This is a genomic window from Clostridium sp. 10cd*, assembly GCF_044336395.1.
In the GTDB taxonomy this organism is placed as follows: Bacteria; Bacillota_I; Bacilli_A; order Erysipelotrichales; family Erysipelotrichaceae; genus Clostridium_AQ; species Clostridium_AQ innocuum.
Map to the genome: position 1 here is coordinate 1,936,505 of NZ_CP172347.1, position 19,180 is coordinate 1,955,684.

Sequence of the window (19,180 nt, forward strand, 5' to 3'; positions counted from 1 at the left end):
TACCTGTTTCATAAATATGATATATATAGGCTAAAGTACCTCTGCAATCGCTGTTATACTGATTCAGGGTGATGGCAATGAAACAGGGTAAATTGAAAATATTCTTCGGATATTGTGCAGGCGTGGGAAAAACCTATGCCATGCTGGAGGCTGCTCATGAGCGGAGGCGGGAAGGCATGGATGTGGTTATCGGCTACATCGAAAAGCATGATCGATTAGATACGATTGCATTGATGCAGGGACTGGAGTGTATAGCGTTAAAAGCGATTATGTATCATGGGATTACGCTGGAGGAATTTGATTTGGATCAGGCATTGCAGCGGCATCCGCAGCTGATACTGGTTGACGAGCTTGCGCATACGAATGTACAGGGGGCCCGGCATCCCAAGCGCTACAGCGATATACAGGAGCTGCTGCATGCAGGAATTGATGTGTATACGACTGTGAATGTACAGCATTTGGAAAGTCTGCAGGATGTGGTTGCAGGTATCACCAGAGTACAGGTACAGGAGCGTATTCCGGATGCTGTATTTGATGAAGCAGATCAGGTGGAGCTGGTGGATATTGAACCGGATGAGCTGCTTGAACGTCTGAAAAGGGGGAAAATCTACCATAAGACTGCCGCACAGAAGGCGATGCATAATTTTTTTGTGAGAGATAATCTTATCGCACTGCGTGAAATAGCCTTGCGCCGTTGTGCAGACCGGGTGAATAAGCGGGTCAGTTTAAAGGATCGCAAGTCCACACGGGAGCATATCCTTCTCTGTCTTAGCCCGTCCCGCAGCAATGCATTGGTCATCCGTACCGCCGCACGCATGGCAAGTGCTTTTTTCGCAGAGTTCACGGCACTGTATGTTGAAAATGTAAACGAGGAGCCGCTTTGTCGCGAGGATTTGGAACAGCTGGAACAAAACCGCCGTCTGGCGCAGCATTTTCATGCAAATATCGTATCTGTTGCAGGAGAGAATATTGCACAGCAAATCAGTGAATATGCCAAAATCAGCGGAGTTTCCAAGATTGTTATCGGCCGTTCCTCCCCCCGTCCGCACTCCCGTGCGAGAACCCTGATCGATCAGCTCACTCTGCTGGCTCCCGACCTTGAAATCTATATCATTCCGGACGCAAATGTGGAGCCTGTGAAAAGGAAACGGCATAGGCTTACACATGCCCATGTATTCCGTCATCGCGACTTCATGTTTACGGTACTCCTGTTTCTGGGAGCGACCGGGATCAATTTGCTCATGTACCATTTTCAGCTTCCGGAAGCAAACATCATCATGGTCTATCTTTTGGCAATCGTTCTGATTTCCTATAACACCAGCTCCCGTGTTTACGGACTGGGTGTTTCTCTGCTGATTGTTGCCGTATTCAATTTCTTTTTCACAGCACCCCGCTTTTCCATGGAGGCATATGATCCGGCATATGCAATGACCTTCGCCGTCCTGTTTATCGTTTCCTTTATCATTAGTACCCTGACTCGGACAATGCGCATGCAGCTCAAGGTAAATGCCATGCAGGCACATCGCATGGAGCTGCTGCTGGAGACCTCCCAGCAGCTGCAGCTGGCAGAGAATATGGCACAGCTGGGTGAGGAGGCAGTCCGGCAGCTGTATAAGCTGCTGAACCGTACCATCATCATTTACAGTGTAAGGAATAAAACCCTGCAGGAGCCGATCATTTATCATGAACATTTAAATGAAGAAGAGGAACAGAAATATCTAACTGAGAATGAGCGGGCAGTTGCACAATGGGTGTTAAAAAACAATCGCAAGGCCGGTGTTTCAACCAGTACGCTGCCGTATGCAAAGGCCCTGTATTATTCGATCCGGAAGAAAGATCGGATTTATGCTGTGGTCGGAATCGCCCTGCAGCAAAAGGAGGTATTGTCACCGTTTGAGCGCAGTATGCTGGCAACCATGCTGAATGAGATTGCTTTGGCAATGGATTCCATGCGCAAGCAGAATCACAGAAGAGTGAATCGCTAATATGTAATTAACAGGGCAACAGAACGAAAAATCGGTTGTCGGTTTATCGCTTTTGGAAGGCAGGAAAGAGGAGGTTTAAAAAAAACTTCCTTTTTTATATCCGGGATTTTGCTGAATTCCTGCACATAAGTCCTTGCTTTGCTTTGAACTTGCGGAAAGCATGGAAAACGCATGACGCAGCTTGCCTTGAATGATATAATAGGCATGGAATGCCGCTATATTGCATAGGAGGCGGTAGCTGTACATGTGATCCGTGTTGATACCGATGTGCATAATAAGGGGATGCAGTATATTTTACAGTGAGATGAATGTCTATATTGCGGCACTGTGATTTTCCAAAATGGTCCCAAGCTTGCCTAGGGGCTTATGTTTTCGGAAGATTGTATCTTACAGACATGACATTGCATGAAAAGCAGCAGGGGGGGCAGCTTATAGAATTGATGCGAAAGTATGCGAAAAAAAATCCGTAAGCTGTATGCTTGCGTTCGGGTGTGCTGAGCGCTGAATGAGTCAGGATTTGATACGCAAAGGTTTACAGGCAGTAGGAGTACTGTGGAGGTAATCACGAAGAAGTGTAAGGCAGGGTGAAGGATATTGAAAGAGAATTCGTTACGCATGATTTTGAAAAAAAGGGCAAGACAGCTGAAGCAGGATTTGCCGATTATCTATCTGGTATGGAAGGATAGGGATACGCCGGTGTTAGCGAAGGCACTTGCGGCTATGACGGCGGTTTATGCACTTTCTCCGATTGATTTGATACCTGATTTTATACCGGTGCTTGGCTTGCTGGATGATGTGATCCTGTTACCGGCACTGATTGTATTGACCTGTAAACTGATCCCCGATGAAATCTGGGAGCGAAATCGTTGGCTATGCGAAGAAATACAGGAGAAGAAGCAAAGAAAATGGTATTATGCGGTTCCGATTGTCGTCATATGGCTGCTGATGATCTGCCTAATTGTTAAAGCGGTGCTCTAGGATGGCTTCTGGCCTTGATATAGAAATATATCGGTTACCTGTAAATGAAAAAGGAGAAGTGAAGGATGTACACTAGGTTTGAGGATACACAGGAAGCGGTGATCAACCCGTGGGATATTGTAAAAAGAAGAGCGGATTGTCCAAAGGTAGCTGTAACCTGCTTCGCACATAATCTGATTGCATATGCAATAGAAAAATACCAAGCGCAGGTTTATGATTATCTGCATACAACCAATGGTGATAAACCAATTTATGTGTGCAAAATTGAAAGTCATCGTATTGCGCTGTTTATGAGTGGAACTGGAGCCAGTGCTGCAGTGAATGAATATGAGGAATTATTTGCCCTCGGAATAGAAAGTATCGTTGTTTTTGGTACCTGTGGTGTGCTGGATTCATCAATCAAGGACTGTGTAATCCTCCTTCCAACGCTTGCCTATCGTGATGAAGGAACAAGCTTTCATTATGCACAGGCAAGTCAGACGATCGCAGTCAATGTAAATACGCATACTCAGATGAAGCAATTCTTTCAAACACATGCGATCGCTTATCGGGAAGCAAAGATATGGACTACAGATGGGTTTTATCGTGAAACGAGGAATAAGGTTGAACGGATGAAGGCGGCCGGTTATACCTGTGTGGATATGGAGTGCTCGGCATTGGCTGCCCTTGCTCAATTTCGCAGGAAAAGGATAGCACAGTTTTTTTATACAGCAGATAATCTCGATCAAAAGCAATGGGATAAACGAAGTCTGGGAAATGCTGAAAACATCGAAGTAAAGAAGAATATTGTCGATATCGCAATGCAGCTGTCTCTGCAGCTTGCAAGTGAGTAAACGTGGTTGTTATATGGAATGTAATAATGACTAATTGCTGTACATCATATTTACATATCCTAGCGGTCAACACTCTTTCATAGCTTTCATCATTTAGCTGTCAGATAGATATGCAGTTATCTGTTTTTCCTTCGATTGATGATGTTTGTGAGAAAGGCGTGGCAAAGATAACTGCGGCGTCCTCCTTTTAAAGGCAGTAGCTGTTATTGATGTAGAATTCATAAAACACGTATACATAACACTGTTAATGAAGCAAAAACAGTATGAGAAAAAGGGTGGTCATTTTTACAATTTATGAAAAATGTTACAGAAAACTTTGTGATTCAGGAAGACTGAGCATGGAAACCTTTACCAAAAAGTGTTATAATGAAGCACATAAGGAGTGTGAATCATTATGAAGATTGGAATCCCTAAAGAAATAAAAAACAATGAAAATCGTGTATCCTGTACACCTGCGGGTGTATTTGCATTGTGCAAGGCAGGACATGAGGTGTATGTGGAAACAAATGCCGGAGCAGGAAGCGGCTTTTTGGATAAGGAATATGAAGAGGCCGGTGCACAGATCAAAGCGGCCGATGAAGTATTTGCTTTGGCTGATCTGATTGTGAAGGTCAAGGAATATCTGCCACAGGAATATCATTATCTGCGTAAGGATCAGCTGGTTTTCACGTATCTGCATATCGCGAATGATGAAGCCTTTGCGAATGCATTGCTGGAATCAAAGACAACCTCCATTGCCTATGAAACAGTACGTGACAGAAAAGGCGGACTTCCGCTGCTGACACCGATGAGTGAGGTAGCGGGGCGCATGGCGGTTCAGGTCGGAGCAACAATGCTGCAGAAAAACAACGGCGGACGCGGGTTGCTGCTGGGGGGAGTTCCCGGTGTATTCCCTGCCGAGGTTGTGGTGATCGGCGGAGGTACCGTTGGTCTCAACGCGGCAAAGATTGCCTGCGGCCTAGGCGCAATCGTAACAATCTTCGATATCAGTGCCGATCGTATGGGCTATATTGATGATATTTCTGGAGGAACGATTCATACAGCCTACAATAATGAATATAATCTGCGCAGAGCGCTGCGCACAGCGGACCTCGTTATCGGGGCAGTGCTTGTACCGGGCGCAAAGGCACCGAAAATCGTGACCGAGGATATGGTCAAAACAATGAAGCCGGGAAGTGCGATCGTCGATGTGGCGATTGATCAGGGTGGATGCATTGAAACAAGCGATCATATTACAACACATGATGATCCGTATTTTGAACGCTATGGTGTTATGCATTATTCTGTGGCTAATATGCCGGGTGCGGTACCTCGTACCTCAACGATGGCTCTTTCCAATGCAACGCTGCCGTATATCTTAAAGCTTGCGGAAAAGGGTGTGGATGCTTTGAAGGAGGATGCAGGCTTCCTTGCTGGATTGAATACATGCAAGGGGCATATCACCTGTCAGGGAGTCAGTGATGCTCTGCAGCTGCCGTATGCTGATCCCATGGAGCTGCTGTAGGCACAGAAAGGATAAAACAAGTATCATGCATGTTGAGAATGGCTTTGCTTAAGGCTGTTCGTCAGCCTTCCTTATCAGATACAGATAGCATAAGAATTCAAATCAGGTGGGATTTGGATTCTTTTTTTATTTGGGGAGGAAAGGACAGTATGTATTGTTTCATGAATTTCTATCGTAAATTGCATTGCACTTCTTTAAAAAAGTTAACAATTTTCATATGTATGCTGTTCTCTATATGATTCCTTAACAGAAAAGCTGCAAAATCTTTATATTCTTAACGGAAATACCATCACTCTTAATGCAGTCTTTATACGTTCTTAACATTGGCTGTGATTTGCTTACACTGTCTTTATATGCAACCTGTTACTATAGGGGTGGGAAGAAAAAGGTAAGAGGTGTTTACTATGTTTACAAGAAATCAATTTAGAAATCAGAAGGTGCTGGTTGCAGGCTGTGGAAGATTTGGAGCCTGCCTGGCTGCGGCATTGAGTGAGGCGGGGTATGATATACTGGTGATAGATAAACAAAAAAGTGCCTTCAGGCGTCTTTCTGACAGCTTTCAGGGGTTTGAAATCGAAGGGGATGCTGCGGATGTGAATGTGCTGGAAGCCTGTGATATCAGCCATTGCAATATTGTGCTGGTGGCAACGGACAATGACAATACCAACTGCATGATTGCCCAGATTGCCGCAACAATTTATCATATTGAGCAGGTGTATATCCGATTGAATGATCCCGACAAGGAAAAGCTGCTGGAGCAGACCTCCATTCGAGCAATTTATCCTGCACGGCTTTCCGTACAGGAATTTGAACAAATCAGCCATATTGCATTAAAAGGAGCAGCTGTTTTATGAAAATCGTTGTAGCCGGAGGACGCAGCAAGGCGGATTTTTTAATCGGATCTTTGCTGGAAAAGAAGCACGAGGTAACAGTAATCAACGATGAGGAAGCATATTGCCGGTATCTTTCTGAAAAATATAATATCCCGGTCGTTGTGGGAAATCCCTGCAAGCGGTATGTGCTGGAGGAGGCGGAAATCGATCATGCGGACATTCTCATAGCACTTCGCCCCGGTGATCCGGATAATCTGGCAATCTGTCAGACTGCAAAAAAAATATTCCATGTGAAACGGGCAGTGGCAACCGTTTCCAATCCCAGAAATGTTTCTGTCTTCAAAAAGCTCGGTGTAAATACGGCCATATCCGCAACGTATACGATTGCAAAGATTATTGAACAGGCAAGCACCATCGAGAATCTGGTCAACTCACTGTCTATAGAGCAGGAAAATATCGTGTTGAGCGAGCTGCTGCTGACCGGAAAGTGTGCGGTAGTAAACAAAAAGCTGAAGGAGCTGTCCCTGCCAAAAAACGTTATCATCTGCTGTATCCTGCGCAATGTGGATATGATCGTACCAAATGGAGAAACCGTGCTGCAGGAGCATGACAAGCTGCTGCTTCTTTGCCCCACTGCTTTGCAGGAGTGTGTGCTCGATATGTTGACAGCGCAAGGGTTGGCATCATGAAAGAAAGGCTGCTACTGAAACAGCATGAGGTAACCGGATTTGGGCTGATGCTGGGCTATATCGGGGTTCTGCTGATGCTGATTGGAGGCATTGTACTGCTGCCGCTGCTCACGTTATTATGGTATCCAGAGGAGGCGTACGAGGCGAAGTACTTCATTCTGCCCGGTATCGGAAGCATTCTGCTTGGCTATCTGCTATTCTATAATATCCGGGGAAGAGAAACAGGACGGCTCCAGCGCAATCAGGACGCCGTTATCGTTGTGACCTGCTGGATTCTGGCAATCATGATCTGTGCATTGCCCTTTCTGTTGAGTGGTAACTATACGTTCACGCAGGCGGTTTTTGAAACAACCAGTGCCTGGAGCACCACGGGGTTGAGCGTTGTTGATGTGGAGCATACCTCTCACCTGTTTCTGATGCACCGCAGCACCATTCTGTTTTTCGGAGGTATCGGACTTGTGCTGGTCATGCTTTCCGTCTTATCCGACACGTATGGCATGCGCCTGTATGCGGCTGAGGGTCACAATGACCACCTTCTTCCCAACCTGTTAAAATCCGCACGCATCATACTGACGATGTATCTGTGTTACATCCTGTCCGGAGTCGCATTGTATTGTCTGTTTGGTATGCCGCTGTTTGATGCACTGATTCATTCCATCGGAGCCTTATCAACGGGCGGCTTCTCCTCACATGCACAGAGTATCGGATATTATGATAATATCTGGATTGAAATGATTACAATCGTATTGATGCTGCTTGGCAATATCAATTTTCTGGCGCATTTGTTTCTGATTCGCGGTAAGCTGAGAAATTTCTTTCAGTATTGTGAAATTCGTTTTTCCTTTCTTGTGATTGCACTGGCTGTACCGGTTTTGGGATTCCTGTTATGCGCGGGTATGGGGACCGCCCTGCCGCATGCGCTGCGAACTGCATTGTTTCAAGTCGTATCCGCATTAACGACAACCGGCTTTCAAACGGTGGACACGTTTGTGACGCTGCCCTCCGCAGCTCTGCTTTTATTGATTGTACTGCAGCTGATCGGTGGAGGCATCGGATCAACTGCAGGCGGAATCAAGCAGTATCGCATCTATGCGCTATGCAAGGGCATCTGGTGGAATATAGAAAGTCAACTGCGTTGCGGAAATGTGATTCGTTCCCATAAAATCAACCGTGTTGATAAAAAGGAGGCTATCAGTCCTACCGAGCTTTCGCAAATGGGGCTGTATGTAGTACTGTATTTCTGTTTGTTTCTTCTGGGAAGCTTTATCCTGTGCTGCTATGGTCATCCGCTTGCATACAGCATGTTTGAATTCTCCAGTGCACTTGGCACCGTTGGACTTTCCGCTGGCATCATGACCTGTGATGCACCTTCTCTTGTCCTGTGGACAGGAACGATTGGAATGTTTATCGGCAGGCTGGAAATCTATGTTGTACTGCTTGCGGCAGCTAGGCTGGGAAAAGATATCCGCAGCTGTGTAAGGCGTAGGAAAACGGCATGAAATCTGCTATAATTGGAACGGAAAAGAGGGGTCTGATGAAAAACAGTCATATATGGAAAAATCTGTGTATTACGACAGTGATACTGTTTCTCTGCACACTGGTATCCTTTGTCTTTGATGATATAGAAATACGCACCGAAAACATCATGCTGATCTATCTGATCGGGGTACTGCTGATCGTTGTGGAAACCGGAAGCTTTCTGTGGGGCATCACCTCCAGCCTGCTGAGTATTCTTACCTTTAATTACCTGTTTACCAATCCGACATTTTCATTGCAAATTGATGATTTCAATTATATTATCACGATTATCGTGTTCCTGATCGTATCCTTTGTGACGGGCTCTCTTGTCAATAAGCTGCAGCAGCATGCCCATAAGGCCAGAAGCAGTGCACGTCAAACCAGTGCCTTATATGAAATTACGAGAGCCTATCTAACCCTGTCCGGTGTGGATACGATTCTGCAGCATACGATTCGCTCACTGTATACTGCCCAGCAGACCATCTGTACCGTTTACTATACAGATGGGGAAGCCTTAAAGAAAATACAGGAGCCAATGGATACAGCTGCTGAGCCGGATGACGGTATGGCGGCGTGGTGTATGGAAAAAGACTGCGACTGCGGCAGGGGAACCTCCTTTTATGAAGAACAGGCCTGGACCTATCATCCCATGCACTGCAACAACCAGCTGCTAGGTGTGTATGCGCTGTATGAGGAAACCTCCCTGCGTGAGGAACAGCGTCTGTTTGTTCATACGCTGATTTCACAGATGATGATGGCAGTGGAACGGGAGATGCTGTATGCGGAGCAGGAGCAAAGCAGGGTCGAAATAGAAAAGGAAAAGCTTCGCAACAATCTTCTGCGCAGTATCTCCCATGATCTTCGCACCCCCCTGACCGGTATTGCAGGAAGCAGTACGCTGATCTGTGAAAATTATCAGGATCTGGATGATGATACCATCTATCATCTGGTGAAATCCATCAGCAGTGATGCCCTGTGGCTCAATCAGCTGGTGGAGAATCTATTGAATATGACAAGGATTCAGGATGGAAAGCTGCTGCTGAAACAGCAGGAGGAGGTTGTGGATGATATCATCTGTGAGGCCGTATCACGATGTGAAAACAGAAAGCGGGAGCATACGCTGAAGGTGACGCTTCCGGATGAGGTTTTGCTTGTGGAAATGGACGGACGGCTGATCATACAGGTGCTGGTCAATATGATTGATAACGCCATCAAGCATACACCGGATGCGACAATGATCGATATTCGCTGCTATAAGGACCACGGCTGGGCGGTGTTTGAAGTCATTGATCAGGGAGAAGGCATTGATGAATCCATCCGCGAGCATCTGTTTGAAAGCTTTGTGACCACCAAGAGTGAGTGCAGCGATTCCAGACGCGGAGTGGGTCTTGGCTTGACCATATGCAAAAGCATTGTAGAGGCACACCACGGTGAAATCTTTGCCTATAACCGTAAGGATGTGCAGGGTGCAGTGTTCGGCTTTCAGCTGAAGCTGGCCACAGAAAGGAAGGAATACCATGCATGATAAAATATTGCTGATTGAGGATGATGCCAGCATTATCCGATTTCTAAGCCTGTCTCTGGATAAGAACGGATATAAGGTGATAGAGGCACGAAACGGCATTGAGGGAATTTCATTATTCATGAGCGATAATCCGGATTTGATTCTGTTGGATCTGGGACTGCCGGATATTGACGGCAGCGAGGTGCTGCGTCAGATTCGTTCCCAAAGCGAGGTGCCGATTCTGGTAGTATCTGCCAGAGGGCAGGAAAGGGAAAAGGTGGAGGCACTGGATCTGGGGGCGGATGATTATGTTACCAAGCCCTTTCATATCAATGAGCTGCTTGCCAGAGTACGGGTGGCACTGCGCAAGAAAACACCGCGTGTTGTTAAGGAAAAGGTGTTTGTGCTGGATGGTCTGCGGGTGGATTTTGAAAAATACAAGGTCTATGTGGAGGACCGGGAGGTGCATCTGACACCAATCGAGTTTAAGCTTCTGGTGTTACTGATTGAGCATGCAGGCAAGGTGCTGACCCACAGCTTTATCATCCGTAATATCTGGGGGTACAGCTCCTGTGAGGATTCACAATCCCTGCGTGTCTTTATGGCAAATATCCGCAGAAAAATTGAAAAGGACAGCTCACATCCCCGCTATATACTGACAGAGGTAGGCGTAGGATATCGTTTTGTCGATGAATGACCGGTACAAACCGGTTTTTTCATTTCATTAGCATCCCGCTAAAACAGATGGCAATGTGCCATGTCAGAGGACGTTGTAAAACTGCATGCACATGTTCGGGTTGTGCAATTACCTATTGATGCAGGGACTATGTAAACTCATAAAAAAACGTATTGCGCAATGAAATATGCAAAGCAATGACTATACGGAGGGCCGCACAGAGCAAACGCTGTATCATTATGCACCTTACAGCAGTATGCAGCACACGAAACTGCATGGCATATAAAGACCATTTCTAAACCGCCTTCTTATCTGTGAGGGTATGTACCACACATCTTCCACATCATGATGAGGGATTGCATTTACAGCAAGGTTCTTTCTCGATTGTGGGGAAACCTAACATAGGGAGACTTCCATACGATTGTAGTTATCAATAGAAGTTGAAGTCTCCCTTTTGCAAACACCCTAAAGTAAGAAAGAACCTACAGCAAGCAACCCTCTTTTTATCTATCTTTCTCCCATCGCATCCCCTCTTGTTCCTGCCCTTTTCATTTTGCTTGAGCGGATTGTCAGGCGCAATCGCTTTCATAAAAAATCCTTACAGCTTCTTAACATTCGCCCTTAGTTCTTTACACCTGCTTTATACGGGATTCGCTATAATGGAACTCGTTAAGAAAGGAAGGGTTTGGATATGGAAATGATCGTTATCTTGTTTTATGGCGTTGCCATTGTCCTGTTAGCATATTTGTTTTACATGCTGTTTAAGGGTGAATCCATATGAACAGCGCATTGATTTTGCAGGATGTCGTTTATGTCGTGGCACTGCTTGCCATCGGATATCCGCTTGGCTGTTATATCTACAAGATTTATAACGGGGAGCGTGTAGCTCTCATGCGGATTTTTGCACCGCTGGAGCAGCTGCTGTACCGTGTGATGGGAGTCGATGAAGAACAGCAGATGCATGCGAAAAAATACGCATCCAGCGTTCTGTGGTTTTCGCTTTTCGGTTTTCTGATCGTTATGGGGCTGCATCTGGTACAGGCATGGCTGCCGCTGAATCCGGAGCAGCTGGAAAACACCAGTGTGCATCTTGCCTACAACACAGCCGCAAGCTTTGTATCCAATACAAACTGGCAGGCATATTCGGGAGAAACCACACTGTCCTATCTGACGCAGATGGCAGGACTTACCGTACAGAACTTTGTATCTGCGGCTACCGGAATCGCTGTTTTGTTTGTCCTGTGCAGAGGCTTTGTGCGCAGGGAAACAAAAAATCTTGGAAACTTCTGGAGTGATCTTGTAAAGATTACACTGTACATTCTGCTGCCGCTGTCTGTCGTGGTATGCCTGATCCTGGTCAGTCAGGGGGTTGTACAGACACTGGATCCGTATGCATCCTATACGACACTGGAAGGAACACAGGGCGTGTTGCCGCTGGGACCTGCGGCCAGTCAGATTGCCATCAAGCAGCTGGGCACCAACGGCGGCGGCTTCTTCGGTGTCAATTCGGCATTCCCGTATGAAAATGCAACACCGCTGTCCAATATTATTGAAGCGCTCTGCTTACTGCTGATACCGGCTGCTCTGTGCTTCACCTTTGGAAAAGCGGTCAAGGATACCCGGCAGGGAAAGACGATTCTTGTTGTTATGACGGTAATCTTTGTCGCTGCACTGGTGGGCCTGAGCTGTGCGGAAATCTTCGGTGCCCCATCCTGGGATAGCGTAGCATCTCTTGGCGGAAGCATGGAGGGAAAGGAAACCCGCTTCGGTGTCGGCGGAAGCTCTTTGTGGGCTGCGGCAACAACTGCCGCAAGCAATGGCTCGGTCAATGCAATGCATGATTCTCTGACTCCCCTTGGCGGCATGATCACCATGTTTCTAATGCAGCTGGGCGAGGTCGTTTTTGGCGGTGTGGGCTGCGGCTTGTACGGCATGCTGGCCTTTGCCCTTTTAACGGTGTTCATGGCCGGGCTGATGGTCGGACGCACACCGGAATACATCGGCAAGAAGATCAATGCCTTCGACATGAAGATGGTCTGCATCATCATTCTGGTACCGCCGCTGTGTCTGCTGCTGGCGACCGCAATCACCACCCTTTTCCCAGCAGCACAGCAGCTGCAGGCTGACGGCGGGTGGCTGAGCAACACCGGAAGTCACGGCTTCTCTGAAATTCTTTATGCCTACACCTCCATGGCGGGGAACAACGGAAGTGCCTTTGCCGGCTTCCAAGCCAATACGGTGCTCACCAATGTGATGGGTGGTACGGTGATGCTGCTGGTACGCTTTCTTCCCATGGTTGCGGTTATCTATCTGGCGCAGAGTCTGGCCAGCAAGAAATATGTACCGGCCGGTTCGGGTACACTTGCGACAACATCCCCGCTGTTTGTCGGATTTCTGATTGTGATTGTGCTGATTGTCGGAGCGCTGACATTTTTACCGGTGTTGGCGCTTGGGCCGCTTGCGGAATTCTTTACGCAGCTGCATGTACTCGGTTGAAAGGGCAGGTGATATGCTATGAAGCAGGTAAATAAACAGGCAGTATACAGGGATTCCATACTGCAGGCATTGAAAAAGCTGGCACCCGCTGTTCAGGTGCATAATCCGGTTATGTTCATCGTATATATCGGGGCAATCTTTACTACCATATTGTTCATTGCCAATATCGCGGGGATAACGGATGAACCGTCCTGGTATGTATTCGTTATCGCGCTGATTTTATGGTTCACCGTGCTGTTTGCCAATTTTGCGGAGGCAATCGCAGAGGGCAGAGGACGGGCACAGGCGGAAAGCTTGAAAAAGTCAAGGAAGCAGGTAATTGCACATAAGCTCTCAAGCATTGCAGAGAAAGAAGCATATACCGATGTATCCTCCTCTGAATTGCAGGTGGGTGATATCTGCTATGTAAAAACAGGAGAAATAATACCGATGGACGGGGAAGTGATAGAAGGGATTGCTTCTGTCGATGAATCGGCAATTACCGGAGAAAGCGCACCGGTAATACGGGAATCCGGAGGTGATCGCAGTGCGGTGACAGGAGGCACGACCGTTGTCAGTGACTGGATCGTACTGCGGGTTACTGCCGCAAGCGGTGCGTCCTTTCTGGATAAGATGATTGCCATGGTTGAGGGAGCGGCACGAAAAAAGACGCCCAACGAAATCGCTTTGCAGATTCTGTTGATCACTTTGACCATCATCTTTCTGATGGTTTGCGCAACGCTGCTTCCGATTTCCCGGTATGTGAGAGATATGGTGGGACAGGGATCGGCAGTATCCCTGAGCAATGTGGTTGCCCTGCTGGTGTGTCTTGCCCCGACAACGATCGGTGCCCTGCTGTCCAGTATCGGCATTGCCGGCATGTCCAGACTGAATCAGGCAAATGTACTGGCAATGAGCGGACGTGCCATTGAAGCAGCCGGTGATGTGGATGTACTGCTGCTGGATAAAACCGGTACGATAACGCTGGGAAACCGGCAGGCAGTTGCCTTTCAGCCCGTACAGGGGGTGCAGGAGCAGGAGCTTGCGGAAGCAGCTCAGCTTTCCTCTCTGGCGGATGAAACTGCCGAGGGAAGAAGTATCGTTGTACTCGCAAAAAAGAAATTCAATATCCGTGAGCATTCCATGCAGCAGCTTCATGCCAGATTTATCGAATTCTCCGCAAGAACCCGCATGTCCGGCATTGATATGGACGGCGGTATGGAAATTCGCAAGGGTGCGGCAGATGCGATCAGAAGATACGTGGAGGCCGGTGGGAACACATATCCGAAGGAGTGTGAAGAAGCGGTTCAATCCATAGCTGAGCAGGGGGGGACACCGTTGGTTGTCGCTAAAAACCATAGGGTGCTCGGTGTTATCTATCTGAAGGATATCGTAAAGGACGGTATACAGGAAAATTTTGAAGCGCTGCGCAAAAGCGGTATCAAAACGATTATGATAACCGGGGATAATCCGATGACCGCCGCAGCCATTGCAGCGGAAGCAGGCGTGGACGATTTTGTCGCTGAGGCAACACCGGAAACCAAGCTGGAGCTGATTCGGGAATACCAAAGAAAGGGGCACTTAGTTGCTATGACCGGGGATGGGACAAATGATGCACCGGCCCTTGCACAGGCGGATGTCGCTGTGGCGATGAATTCCGGTACACAGGCAGCGAAGGAAGCAGGCAATATGGTGGATCTTGACTCCAGCCCGACCAAGCTGATTGAGGTTGTTCGCATCGGAAAACAGCTGCTGATGACACGCGGGGCACTGACCACATTTTCCATTGCCAACGATGTAGCGAAGTATTTCGCCATCATACCGGTGCTGTTTATGGGAATCTTTCCAAATTTGGCCGCTCTGAATATCATGCATCTGACAAGCACGACCACGGCAATTCTTTCCGCGGTTATCTACAATGCCTTTATCATTATCGCATTGATTCCCTTATCCCTGCGCGGCGTGAAATATCGGGAGCTTCCGGCGGATAAACAGCTGCGGCACAATCTGATGATATATGGTGTCGGAGGAATCATCCTGCCATTTATCGTTATCAAGCTGATTGACATGGCACTTACCATGTGCGGCATTGCTTAGGAGGTAGAAAGATGAAAAAAGGAAAAAAGACATGGATCGCGGCATTGCTCTGTATGTTGTCGATGACGCTCATTTGCGGATTGCTCTATCCGCTGGTTATGACTGTCTCGGCATCGCTGCTCTTTCCTGAACAGGCCAATGGCAGCCAGCTTACGGTGACAAGGAATGGCAAAACACAGAATGTGGGATCTGCCCTGATCGGACAGTCCTGGACAAAGCCGGAGTATCTGATCGGACGACCAAACAGCGGCGCACCGACAAACCGCAGTGCTGTTTCCGACGAGCAGCAGCAGGCGGTTGCTGATTCTGTGGCATGGTGGCATGCATTTGATCCTCAAACCAGGGGAAAGGATATACCGGAGGATCTGGTAACGGCATCCGGCAGCGGTGTCGATCCGGAAATCAGTCCGCAGGCTGCCTATTTTCAGGTGGAGCGCATTGCCCGTGTACGAAAGATATCACAACAGAGTGTTCGCAAGATTATCGACAAATACACCACAGGCAAAACCTTCGGATTTCTGGGAGAGGAACGCGTCAATGTGTTAAAGGTCAATCTGGAGCTGGATGGTTATACAATCAGTGAGTAAAGGTATTTGCATCATCTTAACATCACCTCCTATCTGCTAACGGCACATTAACCTGACCGCTGTTAGAATATAGGTGTAAGGAAGGTGATGGATATGTTGAGTACCATCGATATCGTAATCAGTGCGGGAGGTATTCTGCTTGCGGCTGGTCTGCTGTATGCAGCCTACCGTCTTATGAAATCTGCCGTTGATACCAAGCAGTGCCATATGCACTGAAGTAAGACATTTTAAACAAAGCAACAACGATGTAAAGGAACCCTCGCGGTACCTGTAAAAGTAGCGTGTAAGCACACAGTGTCCTACATGCTCTAGCAGGTACCTTTTTTTATAGAAATCTGCTGCAGCTGAAAAACAGCACGGATAAAAGAAAGCGCCCGTATCTTGTCGAGGAACAGAGAGAACCCTACTTGTTCATTTCATTTTATACTGAAAAAAGCACCTGATCATATCGGTGCGTTCATTCACCGTACGTACAGGTGCTGATTGAAAACAGTGCTGCGGTTTCCCTGTTTTTTGGATGATCATCTGCCATGGCGGTATGCACGCTCCAGCGCTGTATACGCTGCACCTTGCGCGCTGTACCTGCGAGCATGTAAATCACGATCACGATCACGATACCCAATACAAGGCAGAACAACCGGTTTTCGATGGCTGTTTTGGTGTCCAGAATGACAAGGGATGCATTCAAGGCTGAAATGGCATTGATCACCTGCTTGTATTTGTATTCCGGTAGAAAGAAACCGATATAACCCAGAAGCATGATGACCAGCATTGCATACTGCTGAGGAATCAGCAGCTGGAAGAAAACGAAGAACAGCATGATACCGGCTAGTGTACCGATGAAACGGTGGCGTATCCTTTCCAGTGTTTCGGAAAATTCCAGCTGTGTCAGGGACATCACGACGATGCTGATCCATAACGGCTTGGAAAGCTGGAGGATGGAGGCGATGAGCATGGCAAGCGATATTCCCAGCGACATGCGAAGAATATAGCTGCGATGCACCCTACTGCGCTGAAACTGCTCTTTCAGGGTACAGCCGTTTCTGCCGATGCCCTTTCGTTTCCAGTTCAGGACGATACAGCCGCAGATCAGCAGTGCTCCAAAGCTCACGCATGCCAGGCGTGCAGGAAACTGCGTCCAGGGAACATAGGTGGATTGTGAAAATACAAAGCAGAGCAGAAAGGAGATGTTCGCCTTCATTTCCATTGGCTCACTGATGAGTGCCAGCAACAAAACGAGAAACCAGAAATTGATGAGGAAAGCGAGAGCGGGGTGCAGCAATGCACTCTGCGCAGCGATTCCCCCGCCGATATACAGCAGCAGAACAATGCAGCACATAGCGCCGGGGCGTATATGCAGCTCGCTGTTGGGAAGCATGGTGAAGCCTACGGACAGTGCTACGGCAGTCAGCGTATTCTCCGCATGAAACATCATTTGAAACAAAAAGATAAAGCCGACATTGATAACAAACCGAAAAGCATTGTAGAGCGCTTCTTTAACAAAGGACATACTGATTTTGCGCATGATATCACTCCTTTTTTAACCTTTTCTTGCTTTTTTACAAAGTTTCCGTTATGATGTGCATATAGTAAATATCAATGAATAGTACATAATTATGTACTAATTGTATTGTATCCGTTTTTGAAAATATGTCAATACCAAATGAAGGAGGATATTCACCATGAACCACACGACTTCCATGCAGGAACTGATTCGATTGCTGCCGCACTGGCACTATAAAGTAGAGCGCAGCATCCGCCGGCAACAGAAATCAAGACAGATCAGCTATGAAACTTATTTCTGTCTGATGACGCTGAAAAACTGCGGACAAATGAAAATGGGAGAGCTCGCAAAGGCAATGCGTCTCAGCAAGCAGCAGGCTACCCACATGATTGACAGTCTGCATCGCTATGGTCTTGTGGAACGAAGTGAAAATCCCGGCGACCGGCGAAGCATCTATATAGGAATCACAGCACAGGGCTTTCGCTTTCTAAAGGAAAATGCGCTGGATGCCACAGCATTATATGAACAGATGCTGCAGAAGCTCAGCGACAGGGAAATCGCAGCTTTTGAACAAGCCGTCCATACCATGCTGGAGGTACTTACAAAGCTGGATTAGCAGGTAAGTGCTGAATACAAATAGTTGCAGCGCAGCATTACCATATAGAATAGAAACCGGTTACTTTATGAAGCTATATCAAAATGGGGAAAGGAAGCTGATCACCGGTGTAAACCATCATTCGCTTCCTTCTGCATGGGCTGAGGCATTTCAAGTAAGAAGCCTTTAGCCACAATGAAAAGTAAAATGCTGTTTCAGAGCTGGAAAAAAAGCGTGTAAAACGCAGGCGATCGTTAAAGCAAAAGAAAAAAGACGCTTCATGATTTCAAGTTCTTTCTAATTTAGGGTGTTTGCGGACAGAGTAAATTCAGCTTCCATTGATAAAAGTGTTGAATCTCCTGTTTAAAGTTACCCAAATCGATTAAGAACCGATAGTAGATGAAACGCCTTTTTTTAATGCTGCTTGATAAATCGAAGTCCTATGAAATCCACCCGAATTTCAGGCATGCCTTATAGATACCGTCATCGACATTGCGCTCGGTAACGTAATCCGCCTTTTTCTTCAGCGCATCGCAGGCATTGCCCATAGCAATACTGAACCATGCATCATCAAACATAACCAGATCGTTATAATCATCCCCGAATACGACAACATCCTCCACAGGGCCGCCAAGGCGCTCCATCATATCCAGAATGCCTTCCTTCTTGCGGTCATGCTGAAACATCAGATACGTCTCGACAAAGCGAAGATTCCCCAGCGTATCCTTTTTCGTAAGTCTGTGCTCCTCCTCTTTGGGAACGGATATGTAAAGCTTATAAATATCCTTTACCTGATCAATGTCAAAGTCCGCATGGAATATGTAATTGGTTGGTTCCTTCCGCTCTCCGCACTGCCGCAAGAAACGATCATCCACATCGTATACATCGATCGAATCATCCAGCATCACCAGTGCACCATAGCCCAGAGCGCGTGCTTCCTTATAAACTGCGATTGCCTTCTGCCGGTCTAGCGGTGTATTCATGATCAGCTCATCATTGATCACCAGACCGTTCCCTCCGCAGCATACCATGTTATGCAAACCCGAAGCTTCCATAAAGCCCCTTGCTTTATAGTGAGCTCTTCCTGTGGCGATTGCGACAAAATGTCCTGCCTCCTGCAGTCTGTCCAGCGTCTTTTGGGCACTGGGAACAATTTTTTTCGTCGCATTATCCGTCAGCGTACCGTCAATATCGAAAAACATATACTTTTTCTTCATGTAATCCATCCTCCTTTATCGTCTTTATCATAACGGCTAGGAGGGAAATTGACAAGAAAAAAACGATGCTGGGCAGCGATTGCAGGCTGTTGTCTTTCCCTTACCGACAGCTGTAGGCATCCTGTTTTTCAGCGTTTGCTCATAATTTTTCAGCTTATGCACAAGCTAAGTAAAGAGAAAAGGAG

The 19,180-nt window shown here is 47.1% G+C and carries 16 protein-coding genes; 14 read left to right on the forward strand and 2 right to left on the reverse strand.

All coding sequences use genetic code 11. The features are described 5' to 3' along the window. The first annotated feature begins 77 nt into the window (after window positions 1–77). The 13 genes from ACG3M1_RS09515 (at window position 78) to ACG3M1_RS09575 (ending at window position 15,895) form a co-directional block, all read left to right on the forward strand. On the forward strand, window positions 78–1,985 hold the full coding sequence (locus ACG3M1_RS09515) for a DUF4118 domain-containing protein (RefSeq protein ID WP_008819506.1): 1,908 nt from the start codon (window positions 78–80) through the stop codon (window positions 1,983–1,985). A 615-nt stretch (window positions 1,986–2,600) separates the two neighbouring features. Then, entirely contained in the window at window positions 2,601–2,963 is a 363-nt protein-coding gene (locus ACG3M1_RS09520; RefSeq protein WP_009587490.1) for a YkvA family protein, read from the forward strand. A gap of 65 nt (window positions 2,964–3,028) precedes the next feature. Continuing rightward, window positions 3,029–3,796: a nucleoside phosphorylase gene (locus ACG3M1_RS09525; RefSeq protein ID WP_074747963.1), complete on the forward strand. Its 768-nt coding sequence runs from the start codon at window positions 3,029–3,031 to the stop codon at window positions 3,794–3,796. A 394-nt stretch (window positions 3,797–4,190) separates the two neighbouring features. Continuing rightward, complete coding sequence (ald, locus tag ACG3M1_RS09530; protein WP_074747966.1) at window positions 4,191–5,300, forward strand: alanine dehydrogenase; 1,110 nt, start codon at window positions 4,191–4,193, stop codon at window positions 5,298–5,300. 404 nt (window positions 5,301–5,704) lie between these two features. Next, a complete protein-coding gene (locus ACG3M1_RS09535; RefSeq protein ID WP_008819502.1) occupies window positions 5,705–6,154 on the forward strand; it encodes a potassium channel family protein in 450 nt (149 codons plus the stop codon). Next, complete coding sequence (locus ACG3M1_RS09540) at window positions 6,151–6,822, forward strand: potassium channel family protein (protein WP_395815353.1); 672 nt, start codon at window positions 6,151–6,153, stop codon at window positions 6,820–6,822. Before ACG3M1_RS09535 ends, ACG3M1_RS09540 begins: the two co-directional genes overlap by 4 nt. Further along, window positions 6,819–8,321, forward strand: coding sequence for a TrkH family potassium uptake protein (locus tag ACG3M1_RS09545; protein WP_395815355.1), 1,503 nt, complete (start codon window positions 6,819–6,821; stop codon window positions 8,319–8,321). The genes ACG3M1_RS09540 and ACG3M1_RS09545 overlap by 4 nt, the downstream gene beginning before the upstream one ends. A 35-nt stretch (window positions 8,322–8,356) precedes the next feature. Continuing rightward, entirely contained in the window at window positions 8,357–9,865 is a 1,509-nt protein-coding gene (locus tag ACG3M1_RS09550; protein ID WP_395815358.1) for a DUF4118 domain-containing protein, read from the forward strand. Further along, the gene (locus tag ACG3M1_RS09555; RefSeq protein ID WP_002608531.1) at window positions 9,858–10,541 is read left to right on the forward strand and encodes a response regulator; all 684 of its coding nucleotides are present in this window, start codon (window positions 9,858–9,860) and stop codon (window positions 10,539–10,541) included. The genes ACG3M1_RS09550 and ACG3M1_RS09555 overlap by 8 nt, the downstream gene beginning before the upstream one ends. Before the next feature lie 756 nt (window positions 10,542–11,297). After that, complete coding sequence (gene kdpA, locus ACG3M1_RS09560; RefSeq protein ID WP_008819498.1) at window positions 11,298–13,016, forward strand: potassium-transporting ATPase subunit KdpA; 1,719 nt, start codon at window positions 11,298–11,300, stop codon at window positions 13,014–13,016. A gap of 18 nt (window positions 13,017–13,034) precedes the next feature. Continuing rightward, window positions 13,035–15,092 carry a potassium-transporting ATPase subunit KdpB gene (gene kdpB, locus ACG3M1_RS09565; RefSeq protein WP_009269350.1) on the forward strand — a complete coding sequence of 686 codons (2,058 nt, stop codon included), beginning with the start codon at window positions 13,035–13,037 and terminating at the stop codon, window positions 15,090–15,092. A gap of 11 nt (window positions 15,093–15,103) precedes the next feature. Beyond that, a complete protein-coding gene (locus tag ACG3M1_RS09570) occupies window positions 15,104–15,679 on the forward strand; it encodes a potassium-transporting ATPase subunit C (RefSeq protein ID WP_002608534.1) in 576 nt (191 codons plus the stop codon). Window positions 15,680–15,772: 93 nt separating this feature from the next. After that, the gene (locus ACG3M1_RS09575) at window positions 15,773–15,895 is read left to right on the forward strand and encodes a hypothetical protein (RefSeq protein WP_009587526.1); all 123 of its coding nucleotides are present in this window, start codon (window positions 15,773–15,775) and stop codon (window positions 15,893–15,895) included. A gap of 241 nt (window positions 15,896–16,136) precedes the next feature. Here ACG3M1_RS09575 and ACG3M1_RS09580 read toward each other — a convergent pair whose 3' ends face one another. Continuing rightward, on the reverse strand, window positions 16,137–17,204 hold the full coding sequence (locus ACG3M1_RS09580) for an FUSC family protein (protein ID WP_008819496.1): 1,068 nt from the start codon (window positions 17,202–17,204) through the stop codon (window positions 16,137–16,139). 157 nt (window positions 17,205–17,361) lie between these two features. On the opposite strand from ACG3M1_RS09580, the gene ACG3M1_RS09585 reads away from it, so the two are divergent. After that, a complete protein-coding gene (locus ACG3M1_RS09585; protein WP_002608537.1) occupies window positions 17,362–17,799 on the forward strand; it encodes a MarR family winged helix-turn-helix transcriptional regulator in 438 nt (145 codons plus the stop codon). Window positions 17,800–18,218: 419 nt separating this feature from the next. Here ACG3M1_RS09585 and ACG3M1_RS09590 read toward each other — a convergent pair whose 3' ends face one another. Then, a complete protein-coding gene (locus tag ACG3M1_RS09590) occupies window positions 18,219–18,995 on the reverse strand; it encodes an HAD-IIB family hydrolase (RefSeq protein WP_008819494.1) in 777 nt (258 codons plus the stop codon). Window positions 18,996–19,180 lie beyond the last annotated feature (185 nt).